18 protein-coding genes are annotated in these 17,357 nt (G+C 63.4%); 15 read left to right on the top strand and 3 right to left on the bottom strand.

The features are described from left to right. Positions 1–88 precede the first annotated feature (88 nt). The 12 genes from ACFIQF_RS18320 (at position 89) to ACFIQF_RS18265 (ending at position 9,215) form a co-directional block, all read left to right on the top strand. Positions 89–919 (top strand): ABC transporter ATP-binding protein, encoded by an 831-nt coding sequence (locus ACFIQF_RS18320; RefSeq protein ID WP_393945079.1) that lies wholly within the window; start codon positions 89–91, stop codon positions 917–919. Next, positions 919–1,701, top strand: a complete 783-nt coding sequence (mlaE, locus tag ACFIQF_RS18315) for a lipid asymmetry maintenance ABC transporter permease subunit MlaE (protein WP_393945078.1) — start codon at positions 919–921, stop codon at positions 1,699–1,701. Before ACFIQF_RS18320 ends, mlaE begins: the two co-directional genes overlap by 1 nt. 38 nt (positions 1,702–1,739) lie before the next feature. Next, the gene (gene mlaD / locus ACFIQF_RS18310) at positions 1,740–2,219 is read left to right on the top strand and encodes an outer membrane lipid asymmetry maintenance protein MlaD (protein ID WP_393945077.1); all 480 of its coding nucleotides are present in this window, start codon (positions 1,740–1,742) and stop codon (positions 2,217–2,219) included. A 25-nt stretch (positions 2,220–2,244) separates the two neighbouring features. Then, positions 2,245–3,030: an MlaA family lipoprotein gene (locus ACFIQF_RS18305; RefSeq protein WP_393945075.1), complete on the top strand. Its 786-nt coding sequence runs from the start codon at positions 2,245–2,247 to the stop codon at positions 3,028–3,030. Positions 3,031–3,136: 106 nt separating this feature from the next. Next, positions 3,137–3,784, top strand: coding sequence for an MlaC/ttg2D family ABC transporter substrate-binding protein (locus tag ACFIQF_RS18300; RefSeq protein WP_393945073.1), 648 nt, complete (start codon positions 3,137–3,139; stop codon positions 3,782–3,784). A 3-nt stretch (positions 3,785–3,787) separates the two neighbouring features. Continuing rightward, entirely contained in the window at positions 3,788–4,072 is a 285-nt protein-coding gene (locus tag ACFIQF_RS18295; RefSeq protein WP_393945071.1) for an STAS domain-containing protein, read from the top strand. An 85-nt stretch (positions 4,073–4,157) separates the two neighbouring features. Further along, a complete protein-coding gene (locus tag ACFIQF_RS18290; RefSeq protein ID WP_393945069.1) occupies positions 4,158–5,108 on the top strand; it encodes an ABC transporter ATP-binding protein in 951 nt (316 codons plus the stop codon). After that, a complete protein-coding gene (locus ACFIQF_RS18285) occupies positions 5,105–5,860 on the top strand; it encodes an ABC transporter permease (protein WP_393945068.1) in 756 nt (251 codons plus the stop codon). The genes ACFIQF_RS18290 and ACFIQF_RS18285 overlap by 4 nt, the downstream gene beginning before the upstream one ends. A gap of 1 nt (position 5,861) precedes the next feature. After that, complete coding sequence (locus ACFIQF_RS18280; protein ID WP_393945066.1) at positions 5,862–6,104, top strand: BolA family protein; 243 nt, start codon at positions 5,862–5,864, stop codon at positions 6,102–6,104. A gap of 100 nt (positions 6,105–6,204) precedes the next feature. Next, positions 6,205–6,849 carry an ATP phosphoribosyltransferase gene (gene hisG / locus ACFIQF_RS18275; RefSeq protein ID WP_393945114.1) on the top strand — a complete coding sequence of 215 codons (645 nt, stop codon included), beginning with the start codon at positions 6,205–6,207 and terminating at the stop codon, positions 6,847–6,849. Between the two features lie 30 nt (positions 6,850–6,879). Further along, positions 6,880–8,196 (top strand): histidinol dehydrogenase, encoded by a 1,317-nt coding sequence (gene hisD / locus ACFIQF_RS18270; protein WP_393945064.1) that lies wholly within the window; start codon positions 6,880–6,882, stop codon positions 8,194–8,196. 179 nt (positions 8,197–8,375) lie between these two features. Beyond that, positions 8,376–9,215, top strand: a complete 840-nt coding sequence (locus ACFIQF_RS18265; RefSeq protein ID WP_393945062.1) for a hypothetical protein — start codon at positions 8,376–8,378, stop codon at positions 9,213–9,215. Between the two features lie 71 nt (positions 9,216–9,286). Here the strand turns inward: ACFIQF_RS18265 and ACFIQF_RS18260 are convergent, their stop codons facing one another. Further along, positions 9,287–10,123: an NAD-dependent protein deacetylase gene (locus ACFIQF_RS18260; protein WP_393945060.1), complete on the bottom strand. Its 837-nt coding sequence runs from the start codon at positions 10,121–10,123 to the stop codon at positions 9,287–9,289. 175 nt (positions 10,124–10,298) lie between these two features. Between ACFIQF_RS18260 and ACFIQF_RS18255 the strand changes: the two genes are divergently transcribed. Further along, entirely contained in the window at positions 10,299–11,207 is a 909-nt protein-coding gene (locus ACFIQF_RS18255) for a sterol desaturase family protein (protein WP_393945058.1), read from the top strand. Positions 11,208–11,214: 7 nt separating this feature from the next. Here the strand turns inward: ACFIQF_RS18255 and ACFIQF_RS18250 are convergent, their stop codons facing one another. Then, complete coding sequence (locus tag ACFIQF_RS18250; RefSeq protein WP_393945057.1) at positions 11,215–12,618, bottom strand: DUF3999 domain-containing protein; 1,404 nt, start codon at positions 12,616–12,618, stop codon at positions 11,215–11,217. Then, positions 12,615–16,394: a DUF2339 domain-containing protein gene (locus tag ACFIQF_RS18245; protein ID WP_393945056.1), complete on the bottom strand. Its 3,780-nt coding sequence runs from the start codon at positions 16,392–16,394 to the stop codon at positions 12,615–12,617. Before ACFIQF_RS18245 ends, ACFIQF_RS18250 begins: the two co-directional genes overlap by 4 nt. A 209-nt stretch (positions 16,395–16,603) precedes the next feature. On the opposite strand from ACFIQF_RS18245, the gene ACFIQF_RS18240 reads away from it, so the two are divergent. After that, positions 16,604–16,873 (top strand): DUF6364 family protein, encoded by a 270-nt coding sequence (locus ACFIQF_RS18240; RefSeq protein ID WP_393945054.1) that lies wholly within the window; start codon positions 16,604–16,606, stop codon positions 16,871–16,873. Next, positions 16,870–17,310: a PIN domain-containing protein gene (locus ACFIQF_RS18235; protein WP_393945052.1), complete on the top strand. Its 441-nt coding sequence runs from the start codon at positions 16,870–16,872 to the stop codon at positions 17,308–17,310. Before ACFIQF_RS18240 ends, ACFIQF_RS18235 begins: the two co-directional genes overlap by 4 nt. Positions 17,311–17,357: the final 47 nt, after the last annotated feature.

The raw sequence follows: 17,357 nt of genomic DNA, 5'->3' as shown, positions 1-17,357 counted from the left end.
CGGCAGGAACGCAGCGTTTGGCAACAGCCTATCAAGTGGACAGCGGCGATCACGTATGATGACGGAGCCGGAACTGTCCGGTTTTCCTATGCAATCTACCGCCCCCCCTTCTCTTGTCGAGCTGCGCAATGTGACCTTTGGCTACGGTGAGCGCGCAATCTTGCGTGATGTGTCGCTGACCATCCCGCGCGGCAAGGTCACGGCGCTGATGGGTGCCTCGGGCGGTGGCAAAACCACCATATTGCGCCTGATTGGCGGCCAGGTGCGCGCCCAGGCTGGCGAGGTGCTGCTGGGCGGCCAGGATGTGGGCGCGATGAGCCAGCAGCAGCTGTACAAGGCTCGGCGCCGCATGGGCATGCTGTTCCAGTTCGGCGCCTTGTTCACAGATATGAGCGTGTTCGAGAACGTGGCTTTCCCGCTGCGCGAGCACACCAATTTGTCCGAGCCGCTGGTGCGCGACATCGTGCTGATGAAGCTCCAAGCCGTAGGCTTGCGCGGCGCGCGTGACCTGATGCCTTCCCAAATCTCGGGCGGCATGGCGCGGCGCGTGGCGCTGGCCCGGGCGATCGCGCTGGATCCGGAATTCATCATGTACGACGAGCCCTTTGCCGGCCTCGACCCGATCTCGCTCGGAACCTCGGCCCAGCTGATCCGCGAGCTGAACGACGCCATGGGCTTGACCAGCATCATTGTTTCGCACGACCTGGAAGAAACCTTCAAGCTGGCCGACCAGGTCATCATCCTCGGCCCCGGCGTCGTGGCCGCGCAAGGCACGCCCGAAGAAGTGCGCAACAGCACCGATCCGCTGGTGCACCAGTTTGTTCATGCCCTGCCGCAAGGGCCGGTGCCTTTCCATTACCAGGGTCCCAGCATTGACGAAGATTTTGGTGCTGGCCGTGCGCAGAAAGGAGGCCGCTGATGCGTTGGTGGCACCCGGCCGATATCGGCTTTGCGCTGCGTAGCAAAATGGTGGCCGTAGGCCAGGCCACGCGCTTGCTGCTGCGCCTGCTGGCCGCGTTGGGCTATGTGCTAAAGCGCCCGGCGCTGCTGCGCGACCAGATCCATTTTCTGGGCAACTACTCGCTGGCTATCATCGGCGTTTCGGGCCTGTTCGTCGGCTTCGTGCTGGGATTGCAGGGCTACTATATTTTGCAGCGCTATGGTTCCACCGAAGCGGTGGGCATGATGGTGGCGCTCACCTTGCTGCGCGAGCTCGGCCCCGTGGTGACGGCGCTGCTGTTTGCCGGCCGCGCCGGCACGGCGCTGACGGCCGAGATCGGCCTGATGAAAGCGGGCGAGCAGCTCTCGGCCATGGAGATGATGGCGGTCGACCCGGTCGAGCGCATTCTGGCGCCGCGTTTTTGGGCGGGCCTGATAGCCATGCCGCTGCTGGCGGCCGTTTTCAGCGCCGTCGGCGTGATCGGCGGCTGGATCGTGGGCGTGCTCATGCTCAATATTGATGGCGGCGCGTTCTGGGGCCAGATGCAAAGCGGCGTCGATGTGTTCAGCGATCTGGGCAATGGCGTGCTCAAGAGTCTGGTGTTCGGCATCACCGTCACCTTTGTCGCCCTGCTGCAAGGCTTTGTGGCCAAGCCCACACCCGAAGGCGTATCGCGCGCCACCACCCGCACGGTGGTGATGGCCTCGCTGGCGGTGCTGGCGCTGGACTTCCTGCTGACCGCCATGATGTTCAGCATCTGATGCTGAGGAAAAAACTGTGATGAGAAACGGAAACGCATATGCAACCGTCTAAAACCGATATCTGGGTAGGCCTGTTCGTCATGCTGGGAGCGGCAGCGCTGGTGTTTTTGGCCCTGCGCGCCGGCAACCTGCTGACGCTGGATTTCAGCCGTGGTTACGAGGTCACTGCCCGTTTCGACAACATCGGCGGCCTCAAGCCCCAGGCTGCGGTGCGCAGCGCCGGTGTCAAGGTCGGCCGTGTCAAGAACATCACCTTCAACGACAAAACCTTCCAGGCCGATGTGTTGCTGGAGCTGAGCAACAGCTACCAGTTCCCGTCGGACAGCTCGTTCAAAATTTTGACCAGCGGCCTGTTGGGCGACCAATACGTGGGTGTGGACGCGGGCTTTGAAGAAAAGCATCTGGCCGCCGGCGATACCATCCTCAATACCCAGTCGGCTGTGGTGCTGGAAAACCTGATCGGCCAGTTCCTGTACGGCAAGGCCAACGAAGGCGCAGCCCCCAAGCCGGCTGAATAAAACCACCGATAACACGAGAATGACGATGAGCAACCCATCCCAACCCCTGGCAAACGCCCGCACCTGGGTGCTGGCATCGACTCTGGGCCTGAGCGCGCTGCTGACCGGCTGCGCCACGGGCCCCAACGCCAATCCGCGCGATCCGCTGGAGCCGTACAACCGTGCGATGTTCAGCTTCAACGATGCGGTAGACAGCGCGGTGCTGCAGCCTGTGGCTACCGGCTATAGCAACATCACGCCGCGTCCGGTGCGCACGGGCGTCACCAACTTCTTCAACAACCTGGGAGATCTGTGGTCGGCGCTGAACAATGCTCTGCAGCTCAAGGGCGAGGGCACGTACAACTCCATCGTGCGCTTTACCACCAACACGGTGTTCGGTCTGGGCGGCTTGATCGACATTGCCAGTGCTGCCGATATCGAGCGCCACAAGCAAGACTTCGGCCTGACCATGGCGCACTACGGCATGCCTTCCGGTGCCTATATCGTCTGGCCGCTGATGGGCCCGTCTACCGTGCGTGATTCGGTGGGCATGGTGGTCGATTGGCAAGGCGATCCCGTCGGTTACCTCAACGACGTGGGCGCTCGCAACTCGCTGTACGCGCTGCGCGTGGTTAACACCCGTGCCAACTTGCTCAATACCAGTTCGCTGGTGGAATCGGCCGCGCTCGACAAATACAGCTTCACCCGCGATGCCTATCTGCAGCTGCGCCAGCGCGCCGCCAACCCGGACGCGGACAACGACGAAACCCAGTGGATGTACGAGTCGGCGCCGGAAGCGGGCGCTCCGCTGGGCAAGGCCTTCAAGAAGTAAACCCCTTCTTACAGGGAAAAGTCGTCTTGGCTGAACTTGTCAGCCTGCGGCAGAGTCAAAAATGCGCAGGTCTGAATGGCAGACTTGGGCTGTGAAAGGATTGAACATGATGAATCGTCGAGCATGGGTACGCACTGGCGCCGCATGGGCTGCGGTGGCGTGCATCGCATCGACGCCGCTGCTGGCGAGCGCGGCCGATATGGCGCCTGACGCCATGATCAAGCAACTCTCGGACGAGGTGCTCAACACGCTCAAGACCGACCAGGCCATCCGCGCTGGCGATGTCAGCAAGATCACCGCTTACGTTGACCGTGTGGTCATGCCCAATGTGGATTTCCGCCGCATGATGGCCTCGGCCGTCGGCCCCAAGTGGCGCACGGCCACGGCCAGCCAGCAGCAGCAACTGCAGGACGAGTTCAAGAAGCTCATGGTCAACACCTACGCCGGCGCTCTGCACCAGGTGAGCGACCAGACCATCAACGTGCTGCCGGTGCGCATGCAACCGGCCGACAAAGAGGTGGTGGTGCGCTCGGAGATTATTGGCCGCGGCGACCCGATCCAGCTCGACTACCGCCTGCAGAAAACCCCGGGCCAAGGCATGGGCTGGAAAATCTACAACCTCAACGTGATGGGCATCTGGATGGTGGAGACCTACCGCAACCAGTTCCAGGAAGAGCTGAACCGCCCCGGTGGCAGCCCGCAAACCCTGATCGAATCCATCGCTGCGCGCAACAAGGCCAACGCCGCCAAGTAAGCCATGAGCACGCTGCGTCTGCCTTCGACCCTCACCAACGACCAGGCCCAGGCCTGCTTGCAGCAATTGCAGGCCGGCGTGGCCCAGCTGCCCAATGGGGCCGTGGCCGTGGTCGATGCCAGCGAGCTGGCGGTGTTTGATTCGGCCGCACTGGCCGTGCTGCTGGAATGCCGCCGCGCGGCGCTGGCGGCTGGCAAAACGCTGCAAGTGCAAGGTTTGCCGGCAGCCGCCGCCTCGCTGGCGCGCTTGTATGGCGTAGACCAGCTGCTGCAACCCGCCGCAGCTTGAGCATTGCGGCGGCGCAGCAGCGCGCCAGTCCGTTCTATCCCCCAGGACAGCAGCTCAGGCGCTCTGCGCCTACAATGTTTGGCTCATGTCCGCCATCGCTTTCCAATCCGTCTCCAAGGTCTACCAGACCGCCAAGGGTCCCTTCCAGGCACTGAACCAGGTCAGCCTCGACATCGAGGAAGGCGAGTTCTTTGGCCTGCTCGGCCCCAATGGCGCGGGCAAGACCACCATGATCAGCATTCTGGCCGGCCTGGCCCGGGCCACCGGCGGCTCGGTCAAGGTACTGGGCAGCGATGTGCGCGAAGATTACGCCAACGCCCGGCGCAAGCTCGGCATCGTGCCGCAGGAGCTGGTGTTCGACCCGTTTTTCAATGTGCGCGAATCGCTGCGCATCCAGTCGGGCTACTTCGGCGTCAAAAACAACGATGCCTGGATTGACGAACTGCTCGAAAGCCTGGGCTTGGCCGACAAGGCCAATGCCAATATGCGCCAGCTCTCGGGCGGTATGAAGCGGCGTGTGCTGGTGGCGCAAGCCCTGGTGCACAAGCCGCCAATCATCGTGCTGGACGAGCCCACCGCAGGTGTCGACGTTGAGCTGCGCCAGACGCTGTGGCAGTTTGTCAGCAAGCTCAACAAGCAGGGCCACACGGTGCTGCTCACCACGCACTACCTGGAAGAAGCCGAGGCGCTGTGCAACCGCATTGCCATGCTGCGCAAGGGCCACATCGTGGCGTTGTCCACCATGGCCGAGCTGCTGCAGGGCGGCTCGTCCAACGTATTGCAGTTCAAGACTGATGCGCAACTGCCTGCCGATCTGGCAGCGCAGGCCCGCATAACTGGCCGCATCGTGCAATTGCCGGCCAACAGCGCTGCCGATGTGGAGCGCATTCTGGCGCAGTTGCGCACGGCGGGCGTAGCGGTGGAAGACCTGGAAATCCGCCGCGCAGACCTGGAGGATGTGTTCTTGCAAGTGATGGCCCGCGATGCCACGCCGCCCCATGCCACGGCCCAGCTGGGCGAAGGAGTGGCACGATGAACGGCTGGCAAACCCTGTTCTACAAAGAGGTGCTGCGTTTTTGGAAGGTCAGCTTCCAGACCATTGCTGCGCCCGTGCTCACCGCCGTGCTCTACCTGCTGATCTTCGGCCATGTGCTGCAAGGGCGGGTGACGGTGTTCAACGACGTCAGCTACACCGCCTTTCTGGTGCCGGGCCTCGTGATGATGAGCCTGCTGCAAAACGCATTTGCCAACAGCTCCTCCAGCCTGGTGCAAAGCAAGATCATGGGCAGCCTGGTGTTCATTCTGCTCACGCCGCTTTCGCACTGGGGCTGGTTCTTTGCCTTTGTCGGCGCTGCCGTGGTGCGCGGCCTGGCAGTCGGCCTGGGCGTCTACATCATCACGCTGTTTTTTGCGCCGCCGCATTTTGCCTCGCTGCCCTGGGCCCTCTTGTTTGCCGTGCTGGGCGCGGCGCTGATGGGCACACTGGGCCTGATCGCCGGGCTCTGGGCCGACAAGTTCGACCAGATGGCCGCCTTCCAGAACTTTGTCATCGTGCCGATGACCTTTCTCTCCGGCGTGTTCTATTCCATCCAATCGCTGCCACCGTTCTGGCAAAAAGTCAGCCACCTGAACCCGTTCTTCTACATGATCGACGGCTTCCGCTACGGCTTCTTTGGTCAGAGCGACACCTCGCCTTGGCTCAGCCTGGGCATCGTGGGTGTGGCCTGGCTGCTGGTCAGCGCGCTGGCCGTACATCTGCTGCGCAGCGGCTACAAAATCAGAAACTGATATGACTGCAGACGAACTGAAAAACATCATCGCAGCCGGCCTGGCCTGCGACCACCTCGCGCTTGAAGGCGATGGCCGCCACTGGTTTGCCACCATCGTTTCGCCCGCTTTCGAAGGCAAGCGCCTGATCCAGCGCCACCAGCTGGTCTACGGCACGCTGGGCCAGAAAATGCATACTGACGAGGTGCACGCCCTGTCGATGAAAACGCTGACGCCCGCCGAATGGGCCGCGCAGCAGGCCTGAAGATTTACTATTGTTTTTATAGCTGCCGGTGCCTGTGGAAAAATGGCCAAACGCCGTTTTCCCCCGCTTGCAGCGAAAGTGCCCCATGGACAAGTCTCCCATGATCACGCTGGCCCTCTCCAAAGGCCGCATTTTTGACGAAACCCTGCCGCTGCTGGCTGCTGCCGGCATCGAGGTGCTCGAAGACCCGGAAAAATCGCGCAAGCTGATCTTCCCCACTTCGCAACCCGATGTGCAGGTGGTGCTGGTGCGCGCCTCCGACGTGCCCACCTATGTGCAATACGGCGGTGCCGATGCCGGCGTGACCGGCAAGGACACCTTGCTGGAGCACGGCGGCGGTGGCTTGTTCCAGCCGCTGGATCTGCAGATTGCCAAGTGCCGCGTGAGCGTGGCCGTGCGCAACGAGTTCGATTACGAGCAGGCCGTCAAACCCGGCGCCCGTCTGCGCGTTGCCACCAAGTACCCGCACATCGCCCGCGAATTTTTCGCCAAGAAGGGTGTGCACGTCGATCTGATCAAGCTCTACGGCAGCATGGAGCTGGCGCCGCTCACCGGCCTGGCCGATGCGATTGTCGACCTGGTCAGCACCGGCAACACCTTGCGCGCCAACCACCTCAAAGAGGTGGAGCACATCATCGACATCAGCTCGCACCTGGTGGTGAACCAGGCCGCACTCAAGCTCAAGCAACAGCGCCTGCGCCACATCATCGATGCGTTTGCCGCCGGCGTCGCCAAAAACAACTGACCCTTTTTCTTTGCACCCCTGGTGAAACCTATGGAATTCGTCGCTGCCCCCGCCCGTCTGTCAACCGCCGATGCCTCGTTTGAGCATGATTTCGCGGCGCGTCTGCATTGGTCGGCAGACACGGATGCCGCCATCGAGCAGCGCGTGGCCGACATCCTGGCCGATGTGCAAAAACGCGGCGATGCCGCCGTGCTCGAGTACACCGCCCGTTTTGACGGCCTGCAGGCCGACAGCCTGGGTGCGCTGGAGCTGAGCCAGCAAGAACTCAAAGCCGCATTCGAAGGCTTGCCCGCCGAGCAGCGCAACGCGCTTGAATCCGCAGCGCGCCGCGTGCGCAGCTACCACGAGGCACAGAAAAAGGCCAACGGCGAAAGCTGGAGCTACCGCGACGAAGACGGCACCTTGCTGGGCCAGAAAGTCACGCCGCTCGACCGCGTAGGCATCTACGTGCCCGGCGGCAAGGCGGCCTACCCGTCGAGCGTGTTGATGAACGCCATCCCCGCGCAGGTGGCTGGTGTGGGCGACATCATCATGGTGGTGCCCACGCCGCAAGGCGCCAAAAACCAGCTGGTGCTGGCCGCTGCCTTTGTGGCGGGTGTGCACCGCGCTTTCACCATTGGCGGCGCGCAAGCCGTGGCCGCACTGGCTTACGGCACGGCCACCATCCCCAAGGTGGACAAAATCACCGGCCCTGGCAACGCCTATGTGGCGAGTGCCAAAAAGCGCGTTTTCGGCATGGTGGGCATCGACATGATTGCCGGCCCGTCCGAGATTCTGGTGCTGGCCGATGGCAGCACGCCGCCCGAATGGGTGGCCATGGACCTGTTCAGCCAGGCCGAGCACGACGAGCTGGCGCAAGCCATCTTGCTCTGCCCGGATGCCGCGTATATCGAAGCCGTGCAGCGCGAGATCGACCGCCTGCTGCCCGAGATGCCGCGCAAAGCCATCATCGCCAAAAGCCTGTCGGACCGCGGCGCGCTGATCCTGACGCGCGACATGGAAGAAGCCTGCGCCATCAGCAACCGTATCGCGCCCGAGCACCTCGAGGTATCGAGCCGCGACCCGCATAAGTGGGAGCCGCTGCTCAAGCACGCTGGCGCCATCTTCCTGGGTGCCTACACCAGCGAATCGCTGGGCGACTACTGCGCCGGTCCCAACCACGTGCTGCCCACCAGCGGCACGGCGCGCTTCAGCTCGCCCCTGGGTGTCTACGATTTCCAAAAGCGCAGCAGCCTGATCGAAGTCAGCGAGGCCGGCGCACAAACCTTGGGCAAGACCGCCGCCGTGCTGGCCTACGGCGAAGGCCTGCAAGGCCACGCGCGTGCTGCGGAGATGCGTTTGAAATAAGGCGCTGGCCCAGCTTGCGCAAACACCCCCAACCACCGCGCCATCGAGCGCGGTATTTTGTGCCTGTTGGGCGCTGTGTTGGCTGCGCGCAGCGAATGTATCTCAAGATGTTTTAGTGCTCGCCCTGGCGCGGGCGGCGCTGCACACTGCCTGCAGAACATCTTGCAAAGAGGTAATACATGGCAAAGCAAACCCGGCTGGCAAGCCTCCGTATCTGGCAACTGGCAACATGCACGGTCTTGGCTGCAGTGCTGGGCGCTTGTAGCTCGATGCCGCAGCCGTATTCGTCGCCAAGCGCAGAAACATCGGCCAGCGTGGCAGCCGCTGCGCCAACCTCCGTCGTGCGCTCCACCTTGGGCACGCAATGGGGCGAAGGGCGCGAATCGCGGGTGCACACCATCAATGCCACCCGCGTAACGCCTGACCAGGCGCAAGACGTGCAGCAGCTGCGCTATTCGGACGAAAACAGTATTCGCAATGCCTTGGGCGCACGTGCCGAAAGCCAATTGAGCGTCTTGCTGGCGCGTGGCGATGTGGAGTGGCGCATCACTGGCGACAACGGCCAAACTCTGCGCATTTACCGCGACGGCGCGGGCAACTACCAGCTCGCGGGTTACAGCGGCATGCGCTACGAACTGCAGCTGAGCAACCACAGCAACCGGGTGTACGAGGTGGTTGCCACGGTGGACGGGCTTGATGTGATGAATGGCGAGCCGGGCAGCTTGCGCAATATGGGCTATATCTTGCGGCCCGGCAGCAAGATCACGATCGACGGTTTTCGGCGCAGCAACCAGGAGGTGGCGGCCTTCCGCTTCTCAGGCAAAGGCAATGCCTATGCTGCCAACACCCCGGCCGGGGACAGCCGGAATATCGGCGTGATTGGCGTGGCGCTGTTTGAAACCCGGCTCGACGAGTCTGAGCCTGCGCGGCGTTACCAGGCGCCGCAACGCGGTGGTGCGCCCGACCCTTTCCCGGCGGACCGCGGCTCCTACGCGCAGCCGCCGCAGTACCGGCGTTAAGCTTGCTGAGAGAAATGTGTGCAAAGGCCCGGTGTTAGCCGGGCCTGTTTGTTTCCATGGCGGCAGGCCGCTCAAACTGCTGGCAGCGCGCCCACCAAGTCCTGCAGCGCTTCGGCGCAAGGCTTCTCCAACTTGTAGTCAAGTAAGGCGTCGGCCCGCGTTACGCCCAGGTTGATGGCCGCTACCAGCAAGCCTTGCTGCTGGGCGGCATGTACAAAGCGCAGGCCGGAAAACACCATCAGCGAGCTGCCCACTACCAGCAAAGCCTGGCTGGCGGCCAATTGCTCCATGGCGTATTGCTTGCGCTGCGCCGGCACGTTTTCGCCATAGAACACCACATGGGGTTTGAGAATGCCGCCGCACAAAGGGCAGGGCGGTACCTGAAAGCGCGAAAAATCGACCCCCGTCAGATCGGCATCGCCATCGGGTGCCACGCTGGCGCTGTGCTGCCCCCAATCCGGGTTGCCGGCCAGCAGGCGGGTTTGGAAAGCCGAGCGCGGGCTGATGTGCTGGCAAGCCATGCAGACCACCTCGTCCAAGCGGCCATGCAAATCCACCACGTTGCGGCTGCCCGCCTGCTGGTGCAGGCCATCGACGTTTTGCGTGATCACCGCTTTGACCCAGCCCGCTTGCTCCAACTGCGCCAGTGCAGCATGTGCCGCATTGGGTTGTGCTTGCGAGAACACTGGCCAACCTACCAGGCTGCGCGCCCAGTAGCGCTGGCGCGTGTGCTCGTGCGCCATGAAATCCTGAAAATTGACGGGTGCCGGGCGCTTCCAGGCGCCGCTGGCGTCGCGGTAATCGGGGATGCCGCTGCCGGTGCTGATGCCTGCGCCTGTCAGCACCGTCCAGGGGCGGCGTTGCTGCAGCAGGGCGCTCAAAGCTGTTTCAGGGTGGGTGGCAAGCATGCGATGGAATCTGGTGACGAAGAAGCACCATGATGGCACAGGCGGGCCAAGCAGCAGGAGCCCTGATCGGCCATGCGTGTTTATGCCGTGGTGGCACGGTCTGGTTCATGCAAAATCGAGCCGCCGACAAACACAGGGGGCGGTAGAGGCTATGGCAGAGCTGTTGATTTGGATTATGAAGTGGGGCGTGTTCCTGGTGGTGCTGCTGTCCATTTTGGAAGGCATTGGCCTGAGTTTGCTCGCCAGGCGGCGGGGCGAGCGCTATGACTGGATAGCCGCTGGCATCTCGCTGTTCGATTTTGTGGTGCGCGAGATCCCCATGCGCCTGCTGCTGCCGATGGCGATTTACGGCGTACTGTTCTACTGGCTCTACCAATACCGCTTTTTCACGCTGGCTTTCGACCAGTGGTGGCACTGGCTGCTGGCGTTTTTGGTGGTGGAGTTTTTGTTTTACTGCTACCACCGCACGGTGCACCGCGTGCGCTGGTTCTGGTGTTCGCACTCGGTCCACCATTCGCCGGGACAGCTCAATCTGTCGGCCGCCGGGCGCTTTGGTTTTACGATGAACATCACCGGCATACCGCTGTTCTATGCGCCCGCGCCGCTGCTGGGCGTGCCGCCAACGCTGGTGGTGGCGCTGACCAGCGCCAGCCTGTTCTACCAGTTCTTTCTGCACAACACCTGGATACCGCGTCTGGGCCCGCTGGAATGGGTTTTCAACACGCCCTCGGCGCACCGCGTGCACCATGGCGCCAACCTGGAATACCTCGATGGCAACTATGGCGGCGTGGTGATCATTTTTGACCGCCTGTTTGGCACCTACATCCCCGAGCGCGACGACATCCAGCCCAACTACGGCCTGGTCAACCCGGTCAAGCAGCACAATTTCATCGACATCGAATTTGGCCGCTGGATCGAGCTGTTCCGCGATCTGCGCGGCTGCCGCTCGGTACGTGCTTTCTTTGGCTATTTGCTGCGCCCGCCGGGCTGGGTGCCCGAAGGGCCGGGCAATACCACCGAAGAACTGCGGGCCCGCGCTGCGGCAGCGGGCAAGCCCACCACGCAGTACACCGCAGACAGCTGATGGTGCGCTAAGCCTTTTTGCGCAGCAGGCTCATCGCCATGCCGACGATGGCGCCAACGCCGAGCAAGAGCACCAGCCAGAGGCCGATTTTTTTCCAATCCGTGGTGGGCTGTGGGCTGGCTGCTGGGCGTGCGGAGCTGGCGGGTGCTGCGTTTGCCGGCACTGCGGCCAGCGTGGCTTGGCCAAAGGTTTGCTGGCCTTCCACGTAGCCGGGGATCAACACGGTTAACGGCAACTGCGCTGCCTGCGCCTTGGCGTTGCCAAAAGCCAGTTGGTAGGGTGCATTGCCTTGCGCCAAAAAAACGATCTGGCTGCCGTTCATGCCCACGCGGATGCTGGGCGCGTTGTTGCCCAGGCCGCTGCCTCGGCTGTCTACGCGCAGCCGCAGCTCTTGCACGGCTTGCGGGTAGGGAATCTCCAGCTCGTCCACTTGCACTTCGCGCCCGTCTTGCGGCAAACGGTACAGCACCCCGCGGGCCAACGGGCGCCAGATTTGTGCCTCGCGTTGCGAGCGGGCAATTGCAGTGTTGCGGCCCGACAGCTCGACCGGCACGACGATGTGTTTCAGCTCGGGCGCCAGCTCAAAGCGAATCTTTTGCAGCGGCAGTGCTTGCGGCAACTGCCACTGGAACTCGCCGCTCTTCTCTTGCCGGCCAGGCAGCGGCTCGGACCAGATCAGCGGCGCCGCCGCGTTGCTGCGGGTGCTGCCCAGCAAGCGTGCGCTTTTCAGTGCCGCTGCCGGGCTGTTGGCCGGCCAGAGCAGGCGCAGGTATTTGGCGCGGCGTGCAGGCAGTTTCACCTCGCTCACGTCGAGCTGCTGGCCCTCAAACGCCAGGCGCGCCATCTGGCCGCGGCCCCAACTTTGCCACTGCTGCAGATCGTCGCTGGCCTCGATGCTGAAGCTTTGGAAGCCTTCCTCGCCGCTCGTCCAGTCGAGCTGCAGGCGCTCCAGCGGAAAGTCGAGCTTGCTGGCATCGAGCAACCAGCCATGGAGCTGGGGCGCATCGCTTGTGGTGTTGTTGCCCGGCGTATGCACCTCGACCACAGTGCCGTTTTGCTGGATGCGGATGTCAGCCTGCGGCGCGCCCGCCTGCACCGGGCGGCGCAGCGGGAACAGGCGCACTTCGGCAGCGTGCTCGGTGCTGGTGTTTTGTTGCGCCGGTGTGCGCAGCAAAGCGTAGGGCTGGGCTTTGCCTTGGGCGTCGAACACGCGCAGATCGCGCAGGTCGGCATGGGCGGCGCCCAGCTGTACCGGCATGCCGATATTGAGCTGGTACCAAGGCCCATTGCCGGCCAGGTTCAGCGGCAGTTTTTGGGAAAAGTCAGCCGCTGCATCCTGCGCTTGGCTGCTGGCGGCCAGTGCGCCCAGCAGCAGCGCTAGCGCCCACTGCGCTGAGAAAAAATGGCTCATGCCAAAGTCTCCGTTTCGGCCTCGCTGCGGCGCGGCGGCAGGGGCGAGAAATAGCCCACCACAAGCAGTAGCACGCCCACGCCGATGAAAGAAATGATGCGCTCCAGGCTGCCGCTGTTGCCCAGCTCGATGAAGAACATTTTCACCACCACAATGCCCACCAGAATGCCGCCGCTGAACCACAGATTGCGCTGCTTCAGGCGCGTGCCTGCCACCATCAAAGCCAAGGCGAGCAGCGTCCACAACAGCGACAGGCCGGCTTGCACCAGCATGGAGCTGCCCAGTGCATTGAAGCGGAACGGCACGCCAAACAAATGGTGGGCAGCGCGGCAGACAGCCATGGTCAGCAAGGCGAAGAGCGACAAACCTAGCAGCCCTTGCAGGCCGGTTTTCGTGGTCTGCGGGTTGAAGGCTTCGGGCACCAGGCAGTACTGGCCCCAGCGGTAGAGCGCAAACAGCACGATGAACAGGCCGATCTCCAGCGGGTTGACCAAGGGGATGTAAGGCAGCGGCTCGGCTGCGCCATTGCTGAAGGCATTGGCCAGCCAGAACCAGGCCAGCATGAGCAGGGCCACCGGGACGGCTGCGTCGCGGCGGTATTCGTGGCCAAAATCGCGCACCGGCCACGGCAATGGCCAGCGGCTGCTGACCAGCAGCAGGTAAGCGCTGGGCACCAGGGCCCAACCCAGCCAGCGCCAGGCGTTGTAGTGCTCGGCCAGCAGTGCAAACAGGTAACGCAGCTCCAGCGCCAGCACGGCGAGCAGCAGCCAGCAACCCAGAATGTGCGCCGCACTGAGCAGCTTGCCCGGCAGCAGCGGCGCCAGCGTGCGCAGCGATGCCAGATGCACGGCAAACAGCAGCGGCCAAGCTACCCAGCCGAAATTGGCGAGCGGCTGGTAATCCCAGTGCCAGGTGCTGACCAAAGCCAGCGCCGCGCAAGGCGTGAGCAGCAGGCAAAGCGTTGCCAGGGCTTGCCAACGTTCACGCTGGGCCAGCCAGCTCCACAAGCCGATGCTGAGGGCGATAACGCCCAGCGCCACCGAGGTGCGCAGCGCTGCCGGAACAAAGCGGATGGTCTCGCTGGCCGCTGCAAATGCCCACCACGCCGCGCCCCACACCAGCAGCAAGGTGGACAGTGGCGCAATGGCGGAGCCCATGTCGCTCTCGTGCTGGCTGGCGCGTTGCAAGCGCCAGGCGCCAACCAAAGCCGCCAAGGCCAGCAGCGCTGGCGTCCAGAAGCCGCTGTGCGCCAGCGGGCGCAAGCCTTCGCCGCTCAGCGAGCCCAGCAGCGCTGGCCCGAAGGCGCCAATGAAAGCCACGCCACCCACCACTTGCAATGCCAGGCCAAAGTAGAAAGCCAGGCTTTGCCGCAGTTGCAGGCCGAGCCAAAGTATGAGCAAGCCGCTGGCAGCCCAGACCGCACTGGCTGTGCGCCAAGGCAGAACAAACAGCACGGCAAGGTTGATGAACACCAGGCCGATCAGCAGCGCGAGGTTCAGCCCGTGCAGCAGCTGCGGGTTGTCTTGCACCAGCGGCTCGCGCACGGCGATCAGCATGCCGGCTATCAGTGCCACGCCAATGAGCATGGCGGTTGCCAAACCTTGCCAGCCAGCGCTGAAAACGGCGGCATTGCTATCGCCCAGGCGCAGATTCAGCAGGAACAAGGCAGCGCCCAGCAACTGGATGGCAAACGCGCACAACACAAAGCTGCGCGAGTACAAACGCAGGCCGGCAAACAGCGTGGCCACGCCGGCGATGGCCCAGGCCATGGCGGTGTTGTTGACGCCCAAAGTGAGCGGCGCAATCAAATACAAAAACGCCAGGCCAATGCAAGCCAGCGGCGGCAGCCACAGCAGCTCCAGATCGGCCAGTTGCTCGTCGTCTGAGGCGCGCAATTGCATAAAGCTGAACAAGAAGGCGGCGCCCAACATCAGCGCGCCCAGCGGCGAGCCGTCGAGCACCGTCTGCGTGCCCAGTTTGATTTGGCTGAGGAAAGCCACGGCCGCAGCCGCTTGCAAGAACAGGGCGAACAAACGCGCCACGCGGCGCCGCTGGCGCAGGCCCAGCCAGTACAGGCCGGCGCCTTCCACGGCCCAGGCGGCCGAGGTCCACTGTGCATCGAAAGCCAGCGGAATGGCCAGCGTGCCAAAGATCACGCCCAGCGCCAGAAACACTTCCATCAACAAACTGGTATTGCGCGCATTGGCGCTGCCGTGCACCACGCGGGCCAGCACCATGTAGAACAGGCCCAGCGCCAAGGCGCTGAAAGCCATGCCGTATTCGATGTGTTGCACCACGGCGCACTGCAGGCCAAAGCCGATGATGGGCGGGCCGAACAGCAAGGTCGCATCGATGTAATCGGCTTGCTTGGCCGACCAGCGCAGCAACGCTTTGCGCTCTTGAGGCGCACGCTGGGCATCGAGCAATTTGCGCCGCGCAAACAGCAGGCCAATGCCGACATACATCAGGAAGAACAGCACGAGAAACGGCTCGGTGCTGGCGAACAGGCCAGGCTTGTACGAGCGCAGCCCCCAAGCGCAACCAATGCCGAAGGTGCCGATAAAGCCCACCAGGTTCAGCAGACGCCAGGCGCGGTACCAGGCGATGGCAAAAATGCCAGCGTTCAGCAGCGCGAAATAGCTGAACAAGGCCACATGGTTGCCACTGCCGCTGGAGGTGAGGATGGGCGCCGCAAAACCACCAAGCACAGCCGCCACCGCCAAGCTGACTGCGTTTTGCAAAACCGCGAGGATGGCGAGGCACACCGTCACCACCACCAGCATGCCGAAAGCGGCCAGTGGCGAGATCAGCGGGTGCAGGCGCAGCGCGGCAAAGATGGTGAGGTACAGCACGGCTATGCCTGTGCCTTGCAGTATCAGCCCGTAGGCGCTGCGCTTTTCGCGCAAGCGCCAGCCAATCACCAGCAGCACCAGCGCGGCCAGCGCCACGCCCATGTAGCGGAACTCCACCGGCACAGCTACACGCTCAGAGGCGTAGCGCAGCAAGAAAGCCAGGCCGATGAACAGCAGCACCGCGCCCATGCGCAGCACCGTGTTGCCACCGAAAAGCCAGTTCTTGGCAGCGTTGAAGCCACGCTCCAGAAGCGACGGTTCTTGCGGCGGCGCTTCGTAGTGCGTCTGGCGCGGGGCATATTCAGCCTCTTGGGCTTGTGTTTGTGCTTGGGAGGCGGCGTTCAGCTCCGCTTCCAGCCCAGGGTCCCACTGCATGGCCGAATCGGCGCTGGCGGGCGCTGTGACAGGCTCTGTTGCGGGTTCAGTGGCAGGCGCCGTGGTGCTCCACAGATCGATGGGCTGTGCTGCGGCCATGGCCGGAACGGCGGGAATGGCAGGCAGGACCGGGCTTGGCGCGGCAACCGGGGCTGGCGGCGCGAGAGGTGGGTGCTGCGGTGGTGGCTGCAGGCCATCCAAGCCGCTGGGCGCAAAGATATTGGCTGGCTCTGCGGGCGCTTCCGGAGCAGGGGTTTGGGGCGCTGCAGCTGGAAACGCTGCCGGTGGGACGGCTGCAGTATCCGCTCTGGCCGTGTCAGCAGAAGATTCAACGCTGGCGCGGCCCATGCGGCGCAGCACATCTTTGATCTGGGTGTCCAGCTGTCGGCTGAGTTGGGCCAGTTCTTCGCGCAGGCTGTGGTTCTCGTTTTGCAGCTGCTGCAGCGCCAAAGCCTGGCCCAGCGCCAGGCCCGCCACGGCTCCAAGCACCGGGCTGTCGCCCAGCGCGAGGCCGAGAATCCCTCCGATCACCATGAAAAGCCATTGCATGCGTATTGTCTTTCTACCCATCGATCCGGGTGGCTATTCGCGCAGCCCACCGCAGTTGGTGGCGACCGGGCGCGAAAATGGCTGACGAGCCAGTATATAGAGCAGATTCGCAAGATTGTTAAATTCAATCAGCAGGGCTGACGCCGCGCAACACCCGGGGTTATTGACACGAATTTCGTGTTCCACGAAATTCGTGTAAAATCCATCGCATGAAGAATCTCACCATTACCGTCGAAGACAGCGTGCTGGAATGGGCGCGGGTCGAGGCTGCGCGCCGCGGCACCAGCGTCTCGCGCATGGTGGGCGATTTCATGGCCGAGATGAAGCAGCGCGAAGACACCTACGAGCGCGCCTACCTGGCTTGGCGCACCGACGAGCGCAGCTGGCAAGGCAGTGCCGCGTTGGCAGCGCCGCCAAAAGCCGTGCGCTCGGCGCGCGCCAAACGCGTGGCCAGTGCTGCCGGCAAGGAGACGCCATGAGCACGGTATTTGTTGATACCTCGGTGCTGATCGCATCCGAAGATGTGGCCGCTGGCGAGCTGTACCAGGCCACGCTGGCCTGGCTCGATGTGCTGTGGCGCACCCGCAGCGGGCGCACCGGCAACCAGGCGCTGGTCGAGTTTTACGACCAGGTCACTACCGCCGCCAACCCTATGCCGCAAGGCGATGCGCGGGCTGCCATCCGCCGCTACCAAACCTGGACGCCGTGGAAAACCGATGCCGCCACACTGGAAACCGCCTGGGCCGTGCAAGCGCGCCATGCGCTGGATTTTGGCGATTGCCTGGCCGTCGCCTGTGCCCAGCACAGCGGCTGCATCCAGATGCTGAGCCTGCACTTGCCGCACGGCGCCGAGTACGGTGGGGTAACGGTGATCCACCCGTTGCAACAGGCGGCCCCACAAAATCTCGAGGCTTGAGGCCGCCGCAGCCGCTGCCATTGGCCCCAGCCCGCCCCGCGTGAAAG

Origin of the sequence: Comamonas trifloxystrobinivorans, from assembly GCF_043359985.1 — a bacterium.
In the GTDB taxonomy this organism is placed as follows: Bacteria; Pseudomonadota; Gammaproteobacteria; order Burkholderiales; family Burkholderiaceae_C; genus Comamonas; species Comamonas trifloxystrobinivorans.
The sequence above is the reverse complement of the archived record's forward strand: the minus strand, read 5'-3'. Positions and strand labels throughout refer to the sequence as shown.